General features: G+C 67.7%; 24 protein-coding genes, 1 other RNA gene and 1 pseudogene. 14 read left to right on the plus strand and 12 right to left on the minus strand.

The annotated features are described in order from the left end of the window. Positions 1-23: 23 nt before the first annotated feature. Together VFW69_RS16090 and VFW69_RS16095 are read right to left on the minus strand one after the other, a co-directional pair. A complete protein-coding gene (locus VFW69_RS16090; protein WP_526502532.1) occupies positions 24-260 on the minus strand; it encodes a WS/DGAT domain-containing protein in 237 nt (78 codons plus the stop codon). After that, positions 208-462 (minus strand): annotated as a pseudogene (locus tag VFW69_RS16095) (wax ester/triacylglycerol synthase domain-containing protein); the annotation flags it as partial. The pseudogene VFW69_RS16095 and the gene VFW69_RS16090, both read right to left, overlap by 53 nt. Before the next feature lie 131 nt (positions 463-593). Between VFW69_RS16095 and panB the strand changes: the two are divergent. Together panB and VFW69_RS16105 are read left to right on the plus strand one after the other, a co-directional pair. Beyond that, positions 594-1,442: a 3-methyl-2-oxobutanoate hydroxymethyltransferase gene (gene panB / locus VFW69_RS16100; protein ID WP_526502533.1), complete on the plus strand. Its 849-nt coding sequence runs from the start codon at positions 594-596 to the stop codon at positions 1,440-1,442. A 213-nt stretch (positions 1,443-1,655) separates the two neighbouring features. Beyond that, positions 1,656-2,843 carry a glycoside hydrolase 5 family protein gene (locus VFW69_RS16105; protein ID WP_526502501.1) on the plus strand — a complete coding sequence of 396 codons (1,188 nt, stop codon included), beginning with the start codon at positions 1,656-1,658 and terminating at the stop codon, positions 2,841-2,843. Between the two features lie 10 nt (positions 2,844-2,853). Here VFW69_RS16105 and VFW69_RS16110 read toward each other — a convergent pair whose 3' ends face one another. Next, entirely contained in the window at positions 2,854-3,234 is a 381-nt protein-coding gene (locus VFW69_RS16110) for a hemophore-related protein (protein WP_526502502.1), read from the minus strand. Between the two features lie 183 nt (positions 3,235-3,417). Between VFW69_RS16110 and VFW69_RS16115 the strand changes: the two genes are divergently transcribed. Together VFW69_RS16115 and VFW69_RS16120 are read left to right on the plus strand one after the other, a co-directional pair. Beyond that, entirely contained in the window at positions 3,418-3,660 is a 243-nt protein-coding gene (locus VFW69_RS16115) for a hypothetical protein (RefSeq protein WP_526502503.1), read from the plus strand. Between the two features lie 138 nt (positions 3,661-3,798). Beyond that, entirely contained in the window at positions 3,799-5,343 is a 1,545-nt protein-coding gene (locus tag VFW69_RS16120) for a CYTH and CHAD domain-containing protein (protein ID WP_526502504.1), read from the plus strand. A gap of 11 nt (positions 5,344-5,354) precedes the next feature. Here the strand turns inward: VFW69_RS16120 and rnpB are convergent. Beyond that, an RNA gene (rnpB, locus tag VFW69_RS16125) (RNase P RNA component class A) lies at positions 5,355-5,753 on the minus strand. A 122-nt stretch (positions 5,754-5,875) separates the two neighbouring features. On the opposite strand from rnpB, the gene VFW69_RS16130 reads away from it, so the two are divergent. Then, on the plus strand, positions 5,876-6,586 hold the full coding sequence (locus tag VFW69_RS16130) for a 2OG-Fe(II) oxygenase (RefSeq protein WP_526502505.1): 711 nt from the start codon (positions 5,876-5,878) through the stop codon (positions 6,584-6,586). Positions 6,587-6,592: 6 nt separating this feature from the next. Here VFW69_RS16130 and VFW69_RS16135 read toward each other — a convergent pair whose 3' ends face one another. Continuing rightward, positions 6,593-7,225: a class I SAM-dependent methyltransferase gene (locus VFW69_RS16135; RefSeq protein WP_526502506.1), complete on the minus strand. Its 633-nt coding sequence runs from the start codon at positions 7,223-7,225 to the stop codon at positions 6,593-6,595. Positions 7,226-7,272: 47 nt separating this feature from the next. Here VFW69_RS16135 and relB point away from each other — a divergent pair, with 47 nt between their 5' ends. From relB to VFW69_RS16155, 4 genes are read left to right on the plus strand one after another with little or no spacing between them, the layout of a single operon-like run. After that, complete coding sequence (gene relB, locus VFW69_RS16140; RefSeq protein WP_526502507.1) at positions 7,273-7,848, plus strand: type II toxin-antitoxin system RelB family anti-toxin; 576 nt, start codon at positions 7,273-7,275, stop codon at positions 7,846-7,848. 49 nt (positions 7,849-7,897) lie between these two features. Next, positions 7,898-9,076: a cytochrome P450 gene (locus VFW69_RS16145; protein ID WP_526502508.1), complete on the plus strand. Its 1,179-nt coding sequence runs from the start codon at positions 7,898-7,900 to the stop codon at positions 9,074-9,076. Between the two features lie 52 nt (positions 9,077-9,128). Continuing rightward, on the plus strand, positions 9,129-9,365 hold the full coding sequence (locus VFW69_RS16150; RefSeq protein WP_526502509.1) for a ferredoxin: 237 nt from the start codon (positions 9,129-9,131) through the stop codon (positions 9,363-9,365). Between the two features lie 30 nt (positions 9,366-9,395). Then, entirely contained in the window at positions 9,396-11,348 is a 1,953-nt protein-coding gene (locus VFW69_RS16155; protein WP_526502510.1) for an aconitate hydratase, read from the plus strand. A gap of 3 nt (positions 11,349-11,351) precedes the next feature. Here the strand turns inward: VFW69_RS16155 and VFW69_RS16160 are convergent, their stop codons facing one another. The 4 genes from VFW69_RS16160 to cobC are packed head-to-tail and all read right to left on the minus strand — an operon-like array spanning position 11,352 to position 15,416. Then, entirely contained in the window at positions 11,352-12,488 is a 1,137-nt protein-coding gene (locus VFW69_RS16160; RefSeq protein WP_526502511.1) for a bifunctional RNase H/acid phosphatase, read from the minus strand. Next, positions 12,485-13,222, minus strand: a complete 738-nt coding sequence (locus VFW69_RS16165; protein WP_526502512.1) for a zinc ribbon domain-containing protein — start codon at positions 13,220-13,222, stop codon at positions 12,485-12,487. The genes VFW69_RS16160 and VFW69_RS16165 overlap by 4 nt, the downstream gene beginning before the upstream one ends. Next, entirely contained in the window at positions 13,219-14,367 is a 1,149-nt protein-coding gene (locus tag VFW69_RS16170; RefSeq protein ID WP_526502513.1) for a Nif3-like dinuclear metal center hexameric protein, read from the minus strand. Before VFW69_RS16170 ends, VFW69_RS16165 begins: the two co-directional genes overlap by 4 nt. After that, the gene (cobC, locus tag VFW69_RS16175) at positions 14,364-15,416 is read right to left on the minus strand and encodes an Rv2231c family histidinol phosphate aminotransferase CobC (protein WP_526502514.1); all 1,053 of its coding nucleotides are present in this window, start codon (positions 15,414-15,416) and stop codon (positions 14,364-14,366) included. The genes VFW69_RS16170 and cobC overlap by 4 nt, the downstream gene beginning before the upstream one ends. A 90-nt stretch (positions 15,417-15,506) precedes the next feature. Between cobC and VFW69_RS16180 the strand changes: the two genes are divergently transcribed. The 3 genes from VFW69_RS16180 to VFW69_RS16190 are packed head-to-tail and all read left to right on the plus strand — an operon-like array spanning position 15,507 to position 17,561. Continuing rightward, positions 15,507-16,223 (plus strand): HAD-IA family hydrolase, encoded by a 717-nt coding sequence (locus VFW69_RS16180; RefSeq protein ID WP_526502515.1) that lies wholly within the window; start codon positions 15,507-15,509, stop codon positions 16,221-16,223. Further along, on the plus strand, positions 16,216-16,713 hold the full coding sequence (locus tag VFW69_RS16185; protein WP_526502516.1) for a low molecular weight protein-tyrosine-phosphatase: 498 nt from the start codon (positions 16,216-16,218) through the stop codon (positions 16,711-16,713). The genes VFW69_RS16180 and VFW69_RS16185 overlap by 8 nt, the downstream gene beginning before the upstream one ends. Further along, on the plus strand, positions 16,713-17,561 hold the full coding sequence (locus tag VFW69_RS16190; RefSeq protein WP_526502517.1) for an SURF1 family cytochrome oxidase biogenesis protein: 849 nt from the start codon (positions 16,713-16,715) through the stop codon (positions 17,559-17,561). Before VFW69_RS16185 ends, VFW69_RS16190 begins: the two co-directional genes overlap by 1 nt. Here the strand turns inward: VFW69_RS16190 and VFW69_RS16195 are convergent. Continuing rightward, positions 17,543-18,499, minus strand: a complete 957-nt coding sequence (locus VFW69_RS16195) for a cobalamin biosynthesis protein (protein WP_526502518.1) — start codon at positions 18,497-18,499, stop codon at positions 17,543-17,545. The genes VFW69_RS16190 and VFW69_RS16195 overlap by 19 nt on opposite strands. 154 nt (positions 18,500-18,653) lie before the next feature. Here VFW69_RS16195 and VFW69_RS16200 point away from each other — a divergent pair, with 154 nt between their 5' ends. Further along, positions 18,654-19,469 (plus strand): oxygenase MpaB family protein, encoded by an 816-nt coding sequence (locus tag VFW69_RS16200; protein ID WP_526502519.1) that lies wholly within the window; start codon positions 18,654-18,656, stop codon positions 19,467-19,469. 82 nt (positions 19,470-19,551) lie between these two features. Then, entirely contained in the window at positions 19,552-19,947 is a 396-nt protein-coding gene (locus tag VFW69_RS16205; RefSeq protein ID WP_526502520.1) for a VOC family protein, read from the plus strand. A gap of 5 nt (positions 19,948-19,952) precedes the next feature. On the opposite strand, the gene VFW69_RS16210 is transcribed toward VFW69_RS16205, so the two are convergent. Next, positions 19,953-21,071: an alpha/beta fold hydrolase gene (locus tag VFW69_RS16210; RefSeq protein ID WP_526502521.1), complete on the minus strand. Its 1,119-nt coding sequence runs from the start codon at positions 21,069-21,071 to the stop codon at positions 19,953-19,955. A gap of 88 nt (positions 21,072-21,159) precedes the next feature. Then, the gene (locus VFW69_RS16215) at positions 21,160-21,594 is read right to left on the minus strand and encodes a DUF742 domain-containing protein (protein ID WP_526502534.1); all 435 of its coding nucleotides are present in this window, start codon (positions 21,592-21,594) and stop codon (positions 21,160-21,162) included.

Raw genomic sequence — 21,594 nt, forward strand, 5'->3', positions numbered from 1 at the left:
GCGATTAGCGGCACCGCCGCCGGCTACCGCGCGAGCGCGAACAGCTCCTCCATCCCCACCGCGAACTCGTCGGCCATTTCCCATAAGGCCGGCAGCAAATCCGGGCAAGCCACCAGGCCGATGTCGAGTTTGCCCTCCAGCGACATTGCGGTGATGTTGAGTCCCGAGCCGTGAAAATATCGGCCCCAACGGGTCGATGCGGTGCAGGTGGCGACCGATGTCGAATTTCTCGTCGTGCACCCACACCGGGTGGTCGAGATTCAGCGGACCGTTGGCGAGCTTTTCACGAAACGCCGGGATCGCCTTGATGCGCAGTGCAAGGGCGTCGCGCAGCCGGTCGAACGTGTAGCACCACCCGGCACCGTCGACGTGTCCAGTTCGACGATCGAACACACATGCATGGGCTGTAGACGAGGTCTCCCGGTACAAGAAGCTGGCGTCCAGTCCACTCAGCCGCTGCATGCGCGCATGGTGTGTCTCACACCACCGCGGCGGTGCAACTGCGCAAAAGAAATGGCAGAATCGAATAGTCAAACGAACCCGGGGACCCTCAGCGGCCACGAGGATCGAACCGACGACCACTAGGGACAATGATGTCTGAGCACAACGTTTACGGTGCCAACTCGCCTGCGCAGCCCGAAAAGGCGAGGCCCAAGATTCGCACCCACCACCTACAGAAGATGAAGGCCGAAGGCCACAAGTGGGCCATGCTGACGGCCTACGACTATTCGACCGCCCGCATTTTTGACGAGGCCGGGATCCCGGTACTGCTGGTCGGCGACTCGGCGGCCAACGTGGTGTACGGCTACGACACCACCGTGCCCGTGTCGATCGACGAGTTGATTCCGCTGGTGCGCGGCGTGGTGCGGGGTGCCCCGCACGCGCTCGTCGTCGCCGACCTGCCGTTCGGCAGCTACGAGGCCGGGCCGGCCGCCGCGCTGGCGGCCGCCACCCGGTTCATGAAGGAGGGCGGCGCACACGCGGTCAAGCTCGAGGGCGGCGAGCGGGTGGCCGAGCAGATCGCCTGCCTGACCGCCGCCGGCATCCCGGTGATGGCGCACATCGGGTTCACCCCGCAAAGCGTCAACGGCTTGGGCGGGTTCCGGGTGCAGGGCCGCGGTGACGCGGCGGAGCAGACGGTGCACGACGCGATTGCCGTCGCGGAGGCGGGCGCGTTCTCCGTCGTCATGGAGATGGTGCCGGCCGAGTTGGCCACCCAGATCACCGGCAAGCTGACCATTCCGACCATCGGGATCGGCGCCGGACCGAACTGTGACGGCCAAGTGCTCGTTTGGCAGGACATGGCCGGTATGAGCAGCGGTAAGGCCGCCCGCTTCGTCAAGCGGTTCGCGGACATCGGCGGGGAATTGCGCCGGGCGGCAACGCAATATGCGCAAGAGGTGGCCGGTGGGGTGTTCCCCGCCGACGAGCACTGCTTCTGATTCGCCGCTTGCGGGTCCACGCCGATCGGCAGCGCTGTTTTGCGCGCTCACGTCGCCGGTCTGAGGTTCGCGCCTGGTTGACGACGTTATCCCTACCACAACCAAACCGCTGAAAACCGTTGCGGTACATAGATGTACGATGGCTCGCGGAGACGATCCGAACTCTGACGGGCAGGGGTGGACCACATCGACCGGGGGACTCGCGGTGACTTCGTGCGCCGTCGAATGGTGCTGACGTTGCCGCTGCTAGTGGCAGGAGGCATGGCTTTGGCCCAGGCACCCCGCGCGTCCGCCGAACCGCCTCGCACCTCGCCGCAAGCAAGCAGGTGGTCGCCCGAGCGTGCCAACCGCTGGTATCGCGCACAGGTCTGGCCGGTCGGCGCGAACTACATCACCTCCAACGCCATCAATCAGCTGGAGATGTTCCAGCGCGAAACCTTCGACCCCCGGCGCATCGATACCGAACTGGGCTGGGCGCGAGCCAACGGGTTCAACGCGATACGGGTCTTCCTGCACGACCAGCTCTGGGCGCAGGACTATCGCGGGTTTCAGGGCCGTCTCGCCCGGTTCGTCGACATCGCCGCCCGCCACGGCATCAAACCGCTGTTCGCCTTGTTCGATTCGTGCTGGGATCCGTTCCCCCAGGCTGGCCCACAGCGCGCGCCGCGACCGGGCATTCACAACTCGGGCTGGGTGCAGAGTCCGGGGGCGGCACGCCTGGACGATCCCGGCTACCTGCGCACCATGCGCGGCTATGTCACTGGCGTCCTCACGCAGTTCCGCAATGATGACCGCATCTTGGGCTGGGATCTGTGGAACGAGCCGGACAACCCCGCGGACGCCTACGCCTCGGTCGAGCGCAAGGACAAGGTGGACTTGGTCGCCCAGCTGCTGCCCCAAGTGTTCGAGTGGGCACGGCTGGTTGATCCCTGCCAGCCGTTGACCAGTGGCGTCTGGCACGGCGAGTGGGCCGATCCGCGACGTCGCAGCGTCATCAGTGGCATCCAGCTCGACAACTCCGACGTCATCACGTTCCACTCCTATGCTGAGCCGGCGGAGTTCGAGAGACGCATCGCCGAGCTCGTCCCGCTGGGCCGCCCGATCCTGTGCACCGAGTACATGGCCCGCCCGTTGGGCAGCACGGTGCAAGGCATCCTGCCGATCGCAAAGCGTGCAGGAGTCGGCGCGTTCAATTGGGGTCTGGTCGCCGGGAAGACACAAACTTTCTTTCCCTGGGATTCCTGGGATCACCCGAACCCGGACCCTGCGATGCCGCGGGAGTGGTTTCACGACCTGCTGGGTCCCGACGGACGGCCTTTCCGCGACACCGAGATTCAGACGATTCTGGAGTTGAGCGACCTGGCGATGCACATGCAGCAGCCGCCACCGCCGGCCGGCTGACGGCGATCGCTCAGCGGCACCGATTCTGGAAATCGGTCAACGGCTGGCGAAGGCCCTCGAGGTCGGCGTGAGTCTGCGGGTTGGCATCCATGTACTGCTTCAACTGCGCGCGCGCATCATCGCGGGGCTGCCCCTTCAGACCGGTGATGTACGCGTTGACGTCCGGGTGTGCGAACAAATACGCCGAGGTCGCCCCGGCAACGCCCGACGACACCTGGGCCAGATCGGCCGCCGAGCAATTCGGTTGCGACGAGGGCGTCGGTTCCGGATCGTCCATCGGCCAGTCCGCGGCGGCCGAACCCGCCGTCGCGAACAGCACTGCCACACTCACCGCGCCGGCCGCCATTGCGCCGGCAACGACTCGGACTGCCGGGCGAACAAAAGACACCATGGCAACGCTCCTTCATCGGCTTCCGCAACCGTGGCCGCTATCCGTACCGCAAACCATAAGGGGTTTTTTCGCCGCGCATGCGCTATTAGCCGGCAAAGAAATATGAAGCCATTCTTCAATCTCGGCCCGTCCGTTGCGCCGCGACGGCAGAATGCTTTACGGGTGGCAGGAAGGAGACCGCACATGAAACGGCGCCGCTGGTTTGCCGCAGTGCTGCTTCTCGCGGGCTTTGCAGCGACTCCCGGCATTCTCGTTGCAACGCATTCCGCTGGTCGGGCGGAGGCGACCGTATGCGTGAACGCGGGCCGGCGCGTCTCCGTCAGCGGGTGCACCGACATCGCTGACAACATCCAACGCTATGTCCCGCCGCCGGCCGTTTATGCGCCGCTGCCGGAGGACGACACCACAGCTCCTCCCCCGCCGTAACGGCAGCGGCGACGGGCGCTTCACTCACCGGCCGATCCCCGGCGGTCTCGTCGCTTCGGTATGGCAGGCTGTGGGTGCTCATTTCCCACCGTCCACCATGTTCACGGCCGCGATGACGCGCCCGCAACGGAGCCGAAGATGCCTGCAAAAGCGCCACCGCCCTCGCGTCATCTCGAGGTCGAGCGCAAGTTCGACGTAGTCGAATCCACCGTGTCACCCTCGTTCGAAGGGATCGCCGCGGTTGCCCACGTCGAGAAGTCGCCGACGCAAACCCTGGATGCGACGTACTTCGACACGCCCATATACGACTTGGCGCGCAACAAGATCACCCTGCGCCGCCGTACCGGTGGCTCCGACGCGGGATGGCACCTGAAGCTGCCGGCCGGTCCGGACGCCCGAACCGAGGTCCGCCTACCGCTGGACGCATCGGGCGGAAACGACTCCGTGCCCAACGAGTTGACGGATGTGGTGCTGGCGATTGTCCGCGACCGCCCGCTGCAGCCCGTCGCGCGCATCACCACCCAACGCGAGAGCCAGGTGCTGTACGACGCCGCGGGCACCGCGCTGGCCGAGTTCAGCAACGACCATGTCACCGCGTGGTCGACCCGGGGAGCCGAGGACACCGACTCGGCGGCGACCGAACAGGAATGGCGCGAGTGGGAATTGGAGCTCCTCGAAGCGAGCGGGCTCGCCAACGGAACAGCCGGCGTCGAGCTGCTGAACCGGTTGAGCAACCGGCTACTGGACGCCGGCGCCGCACCGGCGGGCCACGGCTCCAAGCTGGCGCGGGTGCTCGGTGCCACGCAGCCTAACGGCGCTCAGCCGCCCGAGGATCCGCTGCAGCGCGCCATCGCCGAGCAGGTTCGCGAGCTCGTGGTGTGGGATCGTGCGGTGCGCGCCGACGCCTACGACTCCATTCACCAGATGCGGGTGACCACCCGCAAGTTACGCAGCCTGCTGCGGGACTACCAGGAGTCGTTCGGATTGCCCGAGGAGGGTTGGGTCCTGGACGAGTTGCGTGAGCTGGCCGGAATTTTGGGTGTGGCCCGCGACGCCGAGGTGCTCGCCGAGCGATACGAGCGCGATTTGGACACGCTCGCACCGGAATTGGTGCGCGGACCGGTGCGCGAACGCCTGGTCGGGGGTGCCCAGCGACGCTATCAGATCGGCCTGCGCCGGTCATTGATCGCCATGCGATCGCAGCGATACTTCCGCCTGCTGGACTCCCTCGACCTGATTGCGGCCGAAACGCCCGGCGCCGCCACGGTCGAGGAACAGGCCCCGGTGACCATCGACGCCGCCTACAAGAAGGTCCGCAAGGCCCAGAAGGCCTCCGCCCAAGTCGACCGCGAGCACCCGGACGACCAACACCAGCGCGACGAGGCGATCCATCGGATCCGCAAGCGCGCCAAGCGACTTCGCTACACCGCGTCCGCCACGGGCGCGGCTGGGGTGTCCGAACAGGCCAAGGCGGTCCAGTCGCTGCTCGGCGATCATCAAGACAGCGTCGTCAGCCGCGAGCACCTGACTCTGGAGGCAGAAGCCGCGCACGCCGCCGGCGAGGACACCTTCACCTACGGGCTGCTGTATCAACGCGAGGCCGACCTGGCCGACGGGTGCCGCGACGAACTCGACGACGCCCTGCGCAAACTCGCCAAAGCTGTCCGCAAGGCCGGTCATTAGGAAGCTGAAGGCGGACGAGCTGGCCTGTAAGCCGGATTCTGTTCCCCGCCGCCGCGCATAAGCAACGGCGGCGCGGCGGCGACCATCCATCTGGACACACCGTCACCGGGTGCCTCGAGCGGCCTACCCGCAGGCTCGGGCGAGCAGCCCTCGAACGCCTGCGCGGCCGCACCAGGTGCGGCCTTCTTGGCCTTGCTTCGGGTGGGGTTTGCCTAGCCACCCCGGTCACCCGGGATGCTGGTGCGCTCTTACCGCACCGTTTCACCCTTACCACCGCGAGGGTGGCGGTCTGTTTTCTGTGGCACTTTCCCGCGAGTCACCTCGGATTGCCGTTAACAATCACCCTGCTCTGTGAAGTCCGGACTTTCCTCGAACCGCTTGCGACGGTCCGCGGCCGCCCGGCCAACTCGTCCGCGACGAACCACGGTACTACCTGCGGCATGCTGGGGCCAGCAACGCGCGACCGACGCTCGACCCCGCCCGGCCGGCGCTATCTATGGTGGACAGGCAGACCAACGCACGGGAGGCGGCGATGTCTAAGTGGAAAAAGCGCGTCGACACAGGCGATTGGGACACCATTGCCACCGCGGTCGACGAGTACGGCGGTGCGCTGCTGCCGCGGCTGGTCACGCCCGGCGAAGCGGCCCGGCTGCGCAAGCTCTACGCCGACGACGACCTGTTTCGGTCGACCATCGACATGGCGCCCAAACGCTATGGCGCCGGGCAATACCGCTATTTTCATGCGCCCTACCCCGAACCGATCGAACAGCTCAAGCAGGCGCTGTACCCCCGGCTGCTGCCGATAGCGCGCGATTGGTGGGGCAAGCTCGGCCGCGACGCACCCTGGCCGGACAACCTCAACGAATGGCTGGCCACCTGCCACGCCGCCGGCCAGGGCAGATCGACCGCTCTGATGCTGAAATACGGCGCAGGCGACTGGAATGCCTTGCATCGGGATCTGTACGGTGAGTTGGTTTTCCCGCTCCAGGTAGTCATCAACCTGAGCAACCCGGACACCGACTACACCGGCGGCGAATTCCTGCTCGTCGAACAACGACTGCGAGCCCAATCCCGCGGCATGGCAACACAACTGCCGCAGGGACACGGGTATGTCTTCACCACCCGGGAACGGCCGGTGCCCTCAGCCCGGGGTTGGTCTGCGGCGCCGGTGCGCCACGGCGTCTCGGTGGTTCGCTCCGGCGAGCGTTATGCGATGGGCCTGATCTTCCACGATGCGGCCTAAGCGGGGCTAGCCGGTTCGTCGCAGAACCATCAGGTTGTCGGCCATCGTTCCGAGTTCCCCTTTCGGCCCGACCATTTCGCGCTCAAGGGCCTCGGTCCGCACCCGCGTCCAACACGACGCGTCCAGCTGCAGCGACGCGAGGACCTCCCCGATACCGGCGAAGTGGCGATTGTGGTGCTCCGCCCACGGCGGAGGCGCTCCATGGTCGACGATCAACAGCACACCGCCGCGATTCACCCGCTCGGCCGCCCGTTGCAGCACCCCGTCGCGTTCCAGTCGCGCCGGCGAGTGCAGGTACTGTGCGGACACCAGGTCGAAGGTCCCTCCGGGGAAGCTTTCGTTGAGGTCGTGCCGCTGAAAGTCGATGTGCGCGAGCACGTTCCGCGCCGACGCAGCCTCGGTAGCGCGCTGCAGCGCGGTGGTCGAGATATCGACGGCCACCACCTCCCAGCCGCACTCGGCCAGCCACAAAGCGTCGGCCCCCTCCCCACAGCCCAGGTCGAGCGCCCGACCCGCCGGCAGGTCGGTGGCCACCTCGGCCAGGCGGGGATTGACCCGTCCGCTCCACACCCGCTCCGCCGAGCGGTAGCGCTCCTCCCAGAACCGCTGGGCATCATCAGGTTTGCACGAGTTCTCCACGCCGCGAGCTTGCCTACCCGGCGCAACTTTTGCCAAGCTGAATTGCCATGCAGGCAAAAAATACCCCCGACATCGATCTCCTGGTGCGCCGGCGACTGCGGGAACTGCGCGTTCAGCGGGGCCTGACGCTGCAAGAGGTAGGCGAGCGCGCCGGGATCGACGTCTCGACGCTAAGCCGCCTCGAATCCGGGAAACGCCGGCTGGCACTGGATCACCTGCCGCGGCTGGCCCGGGCCCTGTCCGTCAGCACCGACGAGCTGTTGCAAGCGCCGCCAACGCTTGACCCGAGGGTGCGCGGCACCGCGCACACCCACCACGGCGTCACCTATTGGCCGCTGACCCGCCAGGGCCCCGCCGGGGGCCTGCACGCGTTCAAGCTCCGGGTTAGCGCGCGGCGCCGCATCCCGCCCGCCGAGCTGCCGGTGCACGAGGGCCAGGACTGGATGTATGTGCTGTCCGGCCGGATGCGGCTCATCCTGGGCGACCACGACTTCACTATCGACCCTGGCCAAGCCGTCGAGTTCTCGACGTGGACGCCGCACTGGTTCGGCGTGGTGGACGGGCCGGTGGAGGCCATTGTCATCTTCGGACCGCACGGCGAGCGGCTCCACCTGCATAGTTGACCCGCATTAGCCCATTGCCCAATAAGCAGGTCGGTGCCAGGCTGGCCGCATGACAGAAGCCGAAAGTTTCGTCGACCAGACGGTCACGGGGCTCGCGGAGCCGCAACCGATGTACAAGGCGCTGCGCGAAACCAGCCCGGTGTTCCGGTCGCCGCAGGCGGTGGTGCTCAGCCGCCTGGCCGACATCGAAATGGCGCTCAAACACACCGAGCTGTTCTCGTCGAACATGGACGCGGTCGACCTGGGTAACGTGCGGCCGCTGATCCCGCTCCAAATCGATCCGCCCGAGCACGCGAAGTACCGGCGCATCCTCGACCCGCTGTTCACTCCGCGCGAGATGGCCCGACGCGAACCACGCGTCACCGAGCTGGTCAACGAGATGATCGACCGCTTCGCCGACCGGGGCGAGTGCGACTTCCACACCGAGTTCGCGGTGCCGCTGCCCTGCACCGTCTTTCTGCAGCTGCTCGGCCTGCCACTGGACGACCTCGACCAGTTCCTGGTGTGGAAGGACGGCGTCATCCGCCCCGAGGGCGACTCGGGTTTTAACCGCCGCCACGAAAGCTCGGCGGGCGTGGCCCAACAGATCTACGAATACTTCGACCGCGCCATCGACGACCACATCGCCAGCCCCCGCGACGATGTGTTGTCCGCGATGATCGCCGCGAACTTCAAAGATGAGACCGGCCAACCGTTGTCGCGAGACGAGCTGCTCGACATCTGCTTCCTGTTCCTCATCGCCGGACTGGACACGGTCACCGACTCGCTCGACTGTTTCTTCGTGTACCTGGCGCGTCACCCCGATCACCGTCATCAACTTGTCGAGCAGCCCGACGTCCTGCCCAGTGCGGTCGAGGAGTTGTTGCGTTGGGAAACACCGGTGCCCGGCGTCGCGCGCGTCGCCATCGAAGACGTCGAGGTCGGCGGGTGTCCGATCAGCAAGGGCGAACGGGTCAGTCCGTTACTGGGGGCGGCAAACACCGACCCGGCCGAGTTTCCCGACCCGGAGCTGGTGGACTTTACCCGCAACCCCAACCGGCACCGGGCTTTCGGCGGCGGTCCGCACCGTTGCCTCGGCTCGCACCTGGCCCGCATGGAGCTGCGGGTGGCGCTGCGCGAATTCCACAGGCGCATACCGGATTACGAGATCAAGCCCGGCACCGAGCTGGCCTACACCGCCGCGCTGCGCTCGGTGGAGTCGCTGCCGCTGGTCTTTCCGGTGTCATGACCCGCCGCGCCGGCGACGATGCAGAGCGAAGCGATGAGGAGGAGCGGCGCCAATGACCCGCATAGCCGTCGACACCGACCGATGCACCGGGCACGGGCGCTGCTACACCTTGGCGCCCGATGTCTTCGACGCCGACGAGGCCGGCCACTGCGTGGTGCTCGTCGACGAGGTGTCCGACGAGCTGGAATCACAGGCCGCCACGGCCGAACAGAACTGCCCGGAAGGCGCCATCACGCTGGCTCGTCGAAGGGTCGAGCCGACGCCAAACGTCGGCTCAAAATGGTGCTAAAACAACCCGTACCGGGGTAAACCCCGGGGTATGGCCATGAACGTCGCTCACAAGCTGATCAGCTCGCATCTGGATTCCGGGGAGATGTCCCCGGGAGAAGAGATCGCGATCCGCATCGACCAGACGCTGACCCAGGATGCAACCGGCACGCTGGTGATGCAGGAACTCGAGGCGCTCGGGCTCGATCGCGTCCGCACCGAGGTGAGCGTGCAGTATGTCGACCACAACCTGCTGCAGGGCGACGAGAAGAACGCCGAGGATCACGAGTACCTGCGCACCGCGGCGCAACGCTTCGGCCTGTGGTTCTCCAAACCGGGCAACGGAGTCTCGCACCCAACCCACATGCAGCGCTTCGGCATCCCCGGCAAGACGATGGTGGGCTCCGACTCCCACACTCCGGCGGCGGGATCGTTGGGCATGCTCGCGATCGGCGTCGGCGGTCTCGAGGTGGCGCTCGCGATAACCGGGCGGCCCCTGCACATCCGCATGCCCGAGGTATGGGGTGTGCGGCTCGACGGTGAGCTGCCCCAGTGGTGTTCGGCCAAAGACGTGATCCTGGAGATGCTGCGTCGCCACGACGTCAAGGGCGGGGTGAACCGGATCATCGAGTATCACGGTCCCGGCCTGGCGACGCTGACGGCGATGGACCGGCATGTCATCGCCAACATGGGAGCCGAACTCGGCGCCACCACGACCGTGTTTCCCAGCGACGAAGCCGTTCGCGAATTCCTGCGTGCCGAGGACCGCGAGGATGACTGGATAGAGTTGCTGGCCGACGAAGACGCGGGCTACGACGTCGAGGACACAATCGACTTGTCGCAGATCGAGCCGCTGATCGCCAAACCGTCGTCGCCGGGCAACGTGGTACCCGTTCGCGAGGTGACCGGCGAGGAGATCGCGCAGGCGGTGATCGGATCCAGCGCCAACCCCGGGCTGCGCGATTTCGCGATCGCCGCCGCGATGGTGGCGGGACGCCAGACGGCCCCGCAGGTCAGCTTCGACATCAACCCGACTTCGCGCGAGATCCTGGCCGACCTGACCAAGATGGGCGCGACGCTGGACCTGGTGGTCGCCGGCGCGCGCATCCACCAGGCAGGCTGCATGGGGTGCATCGGCATGGGCCAGGCTCCCGCGGTCGGCCGCAACTCGCTGCGCACGATGCCGCGCAACTTCCCCGGCCGGTCCGGCACCAAGGAGGACGCGGTCTGGCTGTGCTCGCCCGAGACCGCCGCGGCATCGGCGCTGACGGGAGTGATCACGGATCCGCGGGACTGGGCCAAACAGGAGCAGATGGAGTATCCGAAACTCGATCTGCCCGAACGTAACTCCGTCAACACCGCAATGCTGGTGCCTCCGCTCGACGCCGAGGAGGCGCACCGTGTCGAGCCCGTGAAGGGGCCTAACATCTCCAGCCTGCCCGAGTTGTCGCCGCTGCCGGACGAACTCGAGGCGCCGGTGCTGCTCAAGGTCGGCGACAACGTCTCCACCGACGAAATCTCGCCGGCCGGCGTGCAGGCTCTTCCGCTTCGGTCCAACATCCCGAAGCTCGCAATGTTCAGCTTCACTCGGGTCGACGACTCCTACCCCGAGCGGGCTCAAAAGGCCGGCGACAGTGGGCACGTCATTGTTGCCGGGGACAACTACGGCCAAGGGTCCTCGCGTGAGCACGCCGCGATCGCGCCGCGCTACCTCGGGTTGCGCGTCGTCATCGCCAAGTCCTTCGCACGCATCCATTGGCAAAACCTGGCCAACTATGGAATTTTGGCGCTCGAGTTCGAGAACCCCGACGACTACGACTCGATCGACCAAGACGACACCCTCCGCTTGCGAAATCTGAACGCGCTCGAGAAAGAGGATGTCCTGCAGGTCGACAATGTCGGCAAGGAATCGTCATTCGCGGTGCGGCATCGACTCTCGCCACGACAAGTCAAGGACGTGTTGGCCGGCGGCTTGATCCCGCGACTCAACCAAGAGCAGGAGTGACGTTTACAGATACGCTGTCTGGTTGACCAGCCGCACCGAAGACGCTCCGTCGGAATAGAACTCGGCGATGCTCAACGATGCCAGGTCGAGGTGCAGGCGGTACAGGATGCCGGGCCCGGCGTCCAGCGCCTCGCGCAGCAGCATCTTGATGGGTGTCACGTGTGACACCAACAGCACCGTCGTGCCCTGGTATGCGGCGACGATCCGGTCACGAACCTTCGACACGCGATCGGCCACCGAGTCGAAGCTCTCCCCGCCCGGCGGTGCGGTGCTGGTGTCGCGCAGCCAGCGACCGTGCAGCTCGGGGTCGCGCTCGGCGGCCTCGGCGAACGTCAGCCCCTCCCAGGAGCCGAAATCCGTCTCGATCAAGTCGTCATCGACGGTCACGTCCAGGCCCAGCCCCTTGGCCGCCGCCGCCGCGGTGTCATAAGCCCGTTGCAGCGGCGAGGCGAATACAGCCGAAATCCCGCCGCGCTGCGCCAGATAGCGCGCCGCGGCATCGGCCTGCCGCCGCCCCATCTCGGTGAGCGCCGGGTTGCCACGGCCCGAATAGCGGCGCTGCACCGACAACTCGGTCTGGCCGTGTCGCAGTAACAGCAGGCGGGTTGGAGTGCCGCGTGCGCCGGTCCAGCCGGGCGCCGATGGGGACGGGGCAGTCGCGGACTTGAGCGGTTCGGGTTTCTGCACCGGACCGGATTGCTTGGCCAACTCGGGCTTTTCCGTCGCACCATCGACCTCGGCCGCGGCGTCCATCGCCTCGTTGGCCAACCGATCGGCGTGCGTATTGCGCTCCCGCGGAATCCACGAGTAGCTGATCTTCGCGAACCGCCTGGCCCGGTTTCGGGCTTCGGCATGCAGCTCGATCAGGTCGGGATGCTTGACTTTCCACCGCCCGGACATCTGTTCCACCAGCAGCTTGGAATCCAGGTACACCGCGGCCTCGGTGGCACCCAGGTCCAGGGCGTCGTCCAAACCGGCTATCAGACCCCGGTATTCGGCAACGTTGTTGGTTGCCCGGCCGATCGCCTGCTTGGCCTCGGCCAGCACGGTCGTGCGGTCCTCCGTCCACACCACCGCGCCGTATCCGGCCGGCCCGGGATTGCCGCGTGATCCGCCGTCGGCCTCGATGACGACCTTCACTGATCAAAACCCTTGACCCGCAGCAGGATCGCGCCGCATTCGGGGCAGCGCACCACATCGTCTTCGGCGGCCGCCGATATGCGGGACAACTCGCCGCGGTCGATCTCGAGCCGGCAGGCCCCGCACCGGCGCCCCATCAGCTGCCCGGCGCCCGCGCCTCCCCCGGCGCGCTGGCGTTCGTACAGGGCGGACAGCGCCGGATCCAGCTCGGCGCTCACCGAGTCACGCCGCGAGGACTGAAGCTCGCGGGCCTCGCTGATCTCGGCGACCGCGGCGTCGAGTGCCTCGCGAGCGCCGGCCATCTCGGCCTCCAGTGACGTGAGCGTCTGCTGCTCATTGTCGAGCTGAGACTGCAGCTCCTCGCGACGTTCCATCACCTCCAGCAGCGAGTCCTCCAGGCTGGTTTGACGACGCTGCAGGGTCTCCAGCTCGTGCTGCACATCCGACAGTTGCTTGGCGTCGGTCGCTCCCGACTGCAGCAGCGAGCGGTCGCGGTCTTCCCGCTGGCGCACCGCATCGATCTCCGCCTCGAGCCGCGACACGTGTGCATCGATGTCTTCCAAGGCGATGCGGACCGTGGCCAGCCGGTCACCGGCTGCCTCGAATTCCAGCTGCAACCGCTCGCACGCCTCTTGTTCCGGCAGATGCGTGGCCCGGTGCGTGATCCGGGACAGCTCAGCATCCAGTTTAGACAATTCGAGTAGCGAACGTTGCTGTGCCACTTCGGCTTTCATGGCCCGTCACCCCCGGACTCGTTGCCAATCTGCTCGACATTCCAAGGGTCGGTGCGAATCGAGCTCACCCGCACCGGGAGCTCTGCACCGAAACGTGACCGCAGCAAGCCGGCGGCCTGTTCACACCAGGGGAATTCACTTGCCCAATGTGCCACATCGATCAGAGCCACATCGGAAGCGCGGCGATGTTCGTCGGCCGGATGGTGCCGCAGGTCGGCCGTGACATAGGCCTGCACGCCGGCACCGGCAGCGGCGGCCAGCAACGAATCCCCGGCGCCGCCGCAGACGGCGACCCGCGAAATCGGCGTGTCGGGGTCGCCCGCCGCCCGCACTCCCCAGGATGTCCGCGGCAACGCTGCGCTGACGCGGGAGACGAACTCGCGCAACGGTTGCGGGCGTGCCAGTGTCGCGATGCGGCCCAGCCCGGCGTCGCTGGGCGTGGGCACCAGCGCGAAGATGTCGAAGGCGGGCTCCTCGTAGGGGTGGGCGGCGCGCATCGCCGCCAGCACCGCGGCCCGGGAACGCGCGGGCGCGACGACCTCGAACCGGTCTTCGGCCACCCGCTCGACATTCCCGACGCTGCCCACCGCGGGCGAGGCGCCTTCGTGCGGCAGGAACTGCCCGATACCGCTGACGGTCCAGCTACAGTGCGAATAGTCGCCGATATGGCCGGCCCCGGCCGCAAACACCGCGGCCCGCACCGCTTCCGCGTTCACGCCGGGCACGTAGACGACCCACTTGTCGAGGTCGGGCGCTCCCGGTGCCGGTTCGAGCACGGCCTCGACGGTGAGGCCCAGGGCCGCTGCCAGCGCATCGGAGACGCCCGGGCAGGCCGAGTCGGCATTGGTGTGCGCGGTGAACAGGGAACGCCCGGTCTGGATCAACCCGTGCACCAGCGCACCCTTGGGGGTGCTGGCCGCCACGGTGTCCACCCCGCGCAACAGCAGTGGATGATGGGCCAGCAGCAGGCTCGCCCGGGGAACTTCGTCGACGACCGCCGGCGTCGCGTCGACCGCGACGGTCACCGAGTCCAGCTCGTCGTCGGGGTCACCACACACCAGGCCCACGGAATCCCAGGATTCGGCAAGCCGCGGCGGGTAGGCCTCGTCGAGCACCGCGATGACTTCGGCCAGCTGCACGCTCACCGCTGCCCCCCGATGCTTTCCGGCGTGACCGCCTCCGAAATCGCCTGTACCAATCGCGGCCACTCGCGGCGCACCGCGGCCCGCAGGTACCGCTCGTCCAAGCCGACGAACGTATCACAGCGGCGAATCGCAATTCCCCTGTCATGCAGACTTTTTCGTAGCCGGACCGCTTCCGGTGTGCGAAACAGCACGAACGGGGCCTGGCCGTCGATCACCTCGACTCCCACCGACGCCAGACCGGCCACCATCTCGGCGCGCAACCGGGTCAATCGTGTCGCCCCGGCCGCGGCGTCGACGACGGCCTGCCGACCGCAACACTGCGCGATGGCCGTCAGTTGCAGCGTCCCCACCGGCCAGTGCGCCCGCTGCGCGGTCAGCCGCGCCAGCACCTCTGGGGAAGCCAGCGCGTAGCCCACCCGCAACCCGGCCAGCGCCCACGTCTTGGTCAAACTGCGCAGCACCAGCACGTCGGGCAGCGCGTCGCCGGCCAGCGATTGTGGCTCACCGGGAATCGAGTCGGCGAAGGCCTCGTCGACCACCAGGATCCGTCCGGGCCGGCGCAACGCCAGCAGTTGTTCGCGGGTGTGCAGCACCGAGGTGGGATTCGTCGGATTACCCACCACGACAAGGTCGGCGTCGTCGGGGACGGCCGCACCGGCCAGGGCGAACGGCGGCTCCAGCACGACGTGGTGCACGGGCACTCCGGCCGCGGTCAGCGCGACGGCCGGCTCGGTGAACGCCGGCGCGATGATCGCCGCGCGCTGCGGACGCAAATTACCCAGCAGGGCGAACGCCTCGGCCGCCCCCGCCAGGGGCAGCACCTCGTCGCGGGTCCGGCCGTGCCGCTCGGCGGCCGCGTCCTGCGCCCGGTGGACGTCGTCAATGCTCGGGTAGCGCGCCAGGTCGGGCAGCCGCTCGGCCAGCCGTCGCAACAGCCACTCCGGTGGTCGGCCGTGCCGGACGTTGACGGCGAAATCCAGCATCCCGGGCGCGACGGCCTGATCACCGTGGTAGCGCGCCGCAGGCGGGCTCAGGTTCAGACTCGCCATCCGTGAAACACTAGTGCGCCGGCCGGGCCGCCCGGAGGAGCATCGGCAACACCGTCACACCCGGCGACACCCATCGAGGACAATGGTGAGGTGACAGGCACAAGGTCAGCCGATCGCCAGGTCCCCGGCGACGCCACCTCCCCCGGCGGGGTGCAGCTGGCGATCTTCGATCTCGACGGCACGCTGACCGACTCCGCGGAGGGGATCGTCGCCAGCTTCCTGCATGCGCTCGAGCGCATCGGCGCCCCGGTTCCGCCCGGCGACCTGGTCGCCCGGATCGTCGGCCCCCCGATGGACGACACGTTCCGGGCCATGGAGCTCGGCGACGATGCCGAGGAGGCGATCGCCGCCTTTCGCGCCGAGTACGGCGCCCGGGGCTGGGCGATGAACGCGCTCTTCGACGGGATCGAGGCACTGCTGGTGGATCTGCGCGCCGCCGGTATCCGGCTGGCGGTCGCCACCTCCAAGCTGGAACCCACGGCGCGGCGCATCCTCGCCCATTTCGGGCTCGACCAGCACTTCGAGGTCATCGCCGGCGCGAGTCCTGACGGTTCGCGCAAGACCAAGGTCGAGGTGCTGGCCCACGCCCTGTCGCAGCTTCAGCCGCTGCCCGAACGGGTGCTGATGGTCGGTGACCGCAGCCACGACGTGCACGGCGCGGCCGTCCACGGCATCGACACCGTGGTGGTCGGCTGGGGCTACGGCAAGGCCGACTTCCCCGACCGCGCAGCCAGGAGCAACACGACCGCTCCCGGCGTGACGCACGCCTCGACCATCGACGAACTGCGGAGGGCGCTGGGTGTCTGATCGCGAGACGCTGCACGTCACTTTCGTGTGCACCGGCAACATCTGCCGTTCGGTGATGGCGGAGAAGATGTTCGCCGACCAACTGCGCCGGCGGGGTCTGGCCGACGCGGTGCGGGTGAGCAGTGCCGGCACCGGTCACTGGCATGTGGGCGAGCGCGCCGACGAGCGGGCCGCCGGCGTGCTGCGCGCCCACGGCTACCCGACCGAGCACCGCGCCACACAGGTCGGCGCCGAGCACCTGGGGGCCGATCTGGTGGTGGCCCTGGACCGCAATCACGCCCGGATGCTGCGGCACCTGGGCGCCGACGAGGACCGTGTCCGGATGCTGCGGTCCTTCGATGCGCGCACCGGAGCCCACACGCCCGACGTGGACGATCCCTACTACGGCGACATCGCGGACTTCGAACGCGTTTACGCCGTCATCGAGGCCGCGCTGCCGGGCCTGCACGACTGGGTCGATGAACGGCTCGCGCAGAACGGATCCACTTGATGCGCCGCTTGCCGTTTCCGCTGCGTCCGGGCTGGATCGTGCTGGCCCTGGTGGTCGTCGCCTTCGCATATCTGTGCTTCACGGTGCTCGCGCCCTGGCAGCTCGGTAAGCACAGCAGGACGTCGCAGGAGAACCGCCAGATCGAATCTTCGCTGAATACCGCGCCGGTTCCGTTGAAAACGTTCCTGCCGCAGCAGAACTCAGCGGCTTTTGGCGCACAGTGGCGCCAGGTCACGGCCACCGGGCACTATCTGCCGGACGTGCAAGTGCTGGCCCGGTTGCGGGTGATCGATTCGAAGCCGGCGTTCGAGGTGCTGGCGCCGTTCGTCGTCGACGGCGGACCGACCGTCCTGGTCGACCGCGGCTACGTGCGGCCCCTGGAGGGGTCTCATGTCCCGCCGATCCCCCGCCCACCCGGGCAGACGGTGACCATCACGGCGCGGCTGCGCAACTCCGAGACCGCCGCGGTGAATAAGGATCCGTTCGTGGGAGACGGTGTGCAGCAGGTGTATTCGATCGACACCGAACAGGTCGCGGTGCTGACCAAGACCCCGCTGGCCGGGTCCTACCTGCAATTGATCGACGGTCAGCCCGGTGGGCTCGGCGTCGTCGGCGTGCCTGCGCTGGACGCCGGCCCGTTCCTGTCCTACGGCATCCAGTGGATCGCGTTCGGCATCCTCGCCCCCATCGGGTTGGGCTATTTCGCCTACTCGGAGATCCGCGCCCGCCGGCAGGAGAAGCAACACCGGCCGTCGCCCGCCGCCGAGGCGGCGCCCACACCCCAAGCGGCGGAAGCGGCGCGGTCTGTCGAGGCCAAACTCGCCGACCGCTACGGCCGCCGGCGGTAACCCGACAGGTACATCGACAGTCCGGCCAACATCGCGGCGCCCGCTTGCACCAGCGACGACAACGTCACCGCGCGCCGCAGGTCGGTCACCGTCGGCTCGCGGCCATCGCCGAGTGTGGGCCGGATCTGCAGCCCGCGGCGGTATTGCGTGGGACCGCCCAGGCGCACGCCCAGCGCCCCGGCGAAGGCCGCCTCGACGACGCCGGCGTTGGGGCTGGGATGACGGGCGGCATCACGGCGCCAGGCCCGCGCCGCACCCGACGGTGATCCGCCGACCACTGGCGCCAGCAGCACCGCCAGCGACGCGGTCACCCGCGCGGCGAGGAAGTTGGCGACGTCATCCAATCTCGCTGCGGCCCAGCCGAATCGGAGGTAGCGCGGCGAGCGATAACCGACCATCGAGTCCAGGGTGTTGATGCCGCGATACATCAAGACCGCGGGTACGCCGCCGGCCGCCGCGCACAGCAGCGGTGCCACCTGGGCGTCGGAGGTGTTCTCGGCGATCGATTCCAGCGCCGCTCGGATCAGGCCCGCGCGGTCCAGCGACGCCGGGTCGCGCCCACACAACGACGGCAGCAGCCCCCGGGCGGACTCGACGTCACCGCGTTCCAGCCGCTCCGACATGTCCAGGCCGGTGCAGGCCAACGAGGTTCCACCCAGCGAGACCCAGGTGGCCGCGGCGGTCGCCGCGATCGACCACACCCGGCCGCGCGGCGCCGCGGCCTGCTGCACCGCCAGTCCGAGCAGGCCCACCGTCCCGATCAGCGCTCCGACATGGACCGCGCCGGCGATCCGGCTGTCGCGGTAGGTCACGTTCTCCAGCGCTGCGGCGGTTCGGCCGAACAGCGCGACCGGATGACCCCGCCGCGGGTCGCTCAGCGCGCGGTCGGCCAGGTAGCCGATCACCACACCCGCGATCCGGGTCCGCCTCGCAACCACCCCGGCAGCGTCTCATACCGGGCATCGCGGCCCTGCCGGCGATCGCCACGAACACGACGAAGATGATGGGCGATATGACCTCACCAGATCATTGATCGTGCCGATCCGGCGATGGTCTACTCGAAGGCATGAGACCCAGCAGACAAGGTTCCCGGTGAAGCGGCCCGCGACCCGGGTCGCCGACCTGCTGAACCCTGCGGCGACGTTGTTGCCCGCCGCGAACGTCATCATGCAGTTGTCGTTGCCCGGCGTCGGCTATGGCGTGCTGGAAAGTCCGGTGGACAGTGGCAATGTCTACAAGCATCCGTTCAAGCGCGCCCGCACTACCGGCACGTATCTGGCGGCCGCGACCATCGGGACCGAGTACGACCGAGCGTTGATCTGCGCGGCCGTCGACGTCGCCCACCGGCAGGTCCGGTCGACGTCGTCGAGTCCGGTGTCCTACAACGCTTTTGACCCCAAGTTGCAGCTGTGGGTGGCGGCGTGCCTGTACCGGTACTTCGTCGACCAGCACGAGTCCCTGCACGGCCCCTTGGACGACGCGACGGCCGACGCCGTCTATGCCGACGCCAAGCGGCTGGGCACCACGCTGCAGGTGCCCGAGCGGATGTGGCCGCCCGACCGGAACGCGTTCGACGAGTACTGGAAACGCTCCCTCGACGAGCTGCGCATCGACCCCCCGGTACGCGAACACCTGCACGGCGTGGCGTCGTTGGCGTTCCTGCCATGGCCGTTGCGGGTGCTGGCGGGCCCGTTCAATCTGTTCGCGACGACGGGGTTCCTGGCTCCCGAATTCCGGGCGTTGATGCAGCTGGACTGGTCGCCCGGCCAGCAGCGCCGCTTCGGCTGGCTGCTGACCGCACTGCGGCTGGCCGATCGGCTGATCCCACACTGGGCCTGGATCTTTGGTTACCGGCTCTATTTGTGGGACATGCGATCTCGCGCGCGCCGGGGCCGGCGGATCGTCTAGATGGCACAGCGGTGGACGGCGGGTATCCGGCCGACGGCCCGATGGTCGGCAAACCGCGCAAAGCGGACTAGCGTGGCATGGCATGACCTTTCCAGCGCTCAACCACGTCGCGGTCACGGTGCGCGACATCGAGATCAGCGGCCCGTGGTATCGCGACCTGCTCGGCGCCGACCCGATCCTCGACGAGCACACTGACGCCGGATTTCACCATCAGGTGTGGATGCTCGACGGGGGCACGATATTCGGCATCCATCAGCACGATCGCCGCGCACCCGACGAAAAGTTCAGCGAACACCGCGTCGGGCTCGATCATGTCGGGTTCGGTTGCGCCAGCCGCGCCGAGCTACAGAACTGGGAGACCCGGCTGGGCGAACTGGGCGTCGAGCACGGCGGCATCGTGGATGCGCCGTACGGCTCGGGACTGAGTTTTCGCGACCCCGACGGTATTGCCTTGGAGTTCTTCGCCCCGCCGGGCTGATCGGCTCAGCGCACCGTCGCGAAGAACGCGCAGAGGTCCTCGACGAACAGCTCCGGTTGTTCGAACGCCGCGAAATGCCCGCCGCGCGGCATGTTTGTCCAGTGGGTGATGTTGTAGACCGGCTCGCACCAGCTACGCGGCGCCTTGAGCAGCTCCGCGGGGAAAGCCGCGACGCCCGTGGGCAATTCGACGCGATCGCCGCCACCCCACACCGCAAAGCTCTCCCAATACAGGCGGGCCGAGGACGCGGCGGTGTTGGTCACCCAGTACACCATCACGTTGTCGAGCAGCTCGTCACGGCTCACCGCGTTTTCGGGATGCCCGTCGCAATCGGCCCAGTCCCAGAACTTTTCGACGATCCAGGCGAGCTGCCCCGCGGGCGAATCGGCCAGCCCATAGCCCAGTGTTTGTGGCCGGGTGGACTGTTGCTTGGAATAACCCGTGCCCCACTTGCGGTGGTTGGCCAACCCGGCCAGCGCTCGCTGCTCTTCGTCGCTCGGGTTCGTCAGCGAGTCCTTGGTAGGCCGGCCGACCGGCATGTTCAGGTGGATGGCCACGCAGTGGCCGACGTTGCGGCCGATCTGTGTCGTGACGGCGGCACCCCAGTCGCCGCCCTGGGCGCCGTAGCGGTCGTACCCCAGGCGCAGCATGAGCGTTTCCCATGCCACGGCGATCTTTTCCACGCCCCAGCCGGTGTCGGTGGGTTTTCCGGAGAAACCGTATCCCGGAAGCGACGGGCAGACGACGTGGAAGGCGTCCTCGGCGCGTCCCGAGGCGGGGTTGGTCAACGGCTCGATCACCTTGTGGAACTCCACGATCGAACCCGGCCAGCCGTGCGTCATCAGCAGCGGGAAGGCATCGGCGTGCGGCGATCGCTGATGGATGAAATGGATGTCCAGACCGTCGATTTCGGTGGTGAACTGATCGAAGCGGTTGAGTGCGGCTTCCCGCGATCGCCAGTCGTAGTCGTTGGCCCAGTAGTCCGCCAGCTCGCGGGTGTAGGCGAACGGCACGCCCTGGCTCCAGTCGTGCACGCATTCTGCCTCCGGCCAACGCGTACGGGCCAGCCGCGATCGCAGATCGTCGAGAACGTCGTCAGAAACGTCGATGCGGAACGGTTTCACGCGTTCATAGTGCCCCCGGCCGCATGATCGGCGGCACGCACCCCGGCGCGTCGGGCCCTAGGCTTTCGTCGAGGCGGCGTCAGGGCCCTCAGATTGCTCGTAAGCCACGCAGGGTCCTGCTTATCAGTTCACGTCTTTCGTCGATCGGCATCGAGTCGCCGAGGGGGGCGTGCACCCGCAAATAACCCTGTGTCACGAGGTCGCCGACCAGGAACCGCGTCGCACCGAGCGGCAAGGACAGCCGAGCGGCGATCTCTGCGACCGAGGGGCTGTGCGCGCAGCACGTCAGGATCTGGCCCCGCACATCATTTCTCGGCCAGCGCGGTGGCTTCGATGTGGTGTTGAGCACTTCGACCGGAGCCTCGAGTGGCAGTTCCACACCAGAGTCGGTACGGCCTGCCGTCAGCGTGTATGGCCGGACCAGGCTCGGCTCGTTCGCGGTTTCCGGTTCTGTGCCCTCGTCCTCCGACTGCTGATGCGCGTCGGGGTGTTTCTCCCGGCCATGCGGCGAACCATGCGCCAC

It is taken from the genome of Mycobacterium sp. (assembly GCF_036273375.1).
Lineage (GTDB): Bacteria > Actinomycetota > Actinomycetes > Mycobacteriales > Mycobacteriaceae > Mycobacterium.

Coding starts and splice junctions, on each gene's coding strand:
- VFW69_RS16145 (WP_526502508.1), top strand. CDS start 7,898: ATGACAGAAGCCGAAAGTTTCGTCGACCAGACGGTCACGGGGCTCGCG.
- VFW69_RS16190 (WP_526502517.1), top strand. CDS start 16,713: ATGCGCCGCTTGCCGTTTCCGCTGCGTCCGGGCTGGATCGTGCTGGCC.
- VFW69_RS16120 (WP_526502504.1), top strand. CDS start 3,799: ATGCCTGCAAAAGCGCCACCGCCCTCGCGTCATCTCGAGGTCGAGCGC.
- cobC (WP_526502514.1), bottom strand. CDS start 15,416: ATGGCGAGTCTGAACCTGAGCCCGCCTGCGGCGCGCTACCACGGTGAT.
- VFW69_RS16115 (WP_526502503.1), top strand. CDS start 3,418: ATGAAACGGCGCCGCTGGTTTGCCGCAGTGCTGCTTCTCGCGGGCTTT.
- VFW69_RS16205 (WP_526502520.1), top strand. CDS start 19,552: ATGACCTTTCCAGCGCTCAACCACGTCGCGGTCACGGTGCGCGACATC.
- VFW69_RS16150 (WP_526502509.1), top strand. CDS start 9,129: ATGACCCGCATAGCCGTCGACACCGACCGATGCACCGGGCACGGGCGC.
- relB (WP_526502507.1), top strand. CDS start 7,273: ATGCAGGCAAAAAATACCCCCGACATCGATCTCCTGGTGCGCCGGCGA.
- VFW69_RS16155 (WP_526502510.1), top strand. CDS start 9,396: ATGGCCATGAACGTCGCTCACAAGCTGATCAGCTCGCATCTGGATTCC.
- panB (WP_526502533.1), top strand. CDS start 594: ATGTCTGAGCACAACGTTTACGGTGCCAACTCGCCTGCGCAGCCCGAA.
- VFW69_RS16165 (WP_526502512.1), bottom strand. CDS start 13,222: ATGAAAGCCGAAGTGGCACAGCAACGTTCGCTACTCGAATTGTCTAAA.
- VFW69_RS16130 (WP_526502505.1), top strand. CDS start 5,876: ATGTCTAAGTGGAAAAAGCGCGTCGACACAGGCGATTGGGACACCATT.
- VFW69_RS16110 (WP_526502502.1), bottom strand. CDS start 3,234: ATGGTGTCTTTTGTTCGCCCGGCAGTCCGAGTCGTTGCCGGCGCAATG.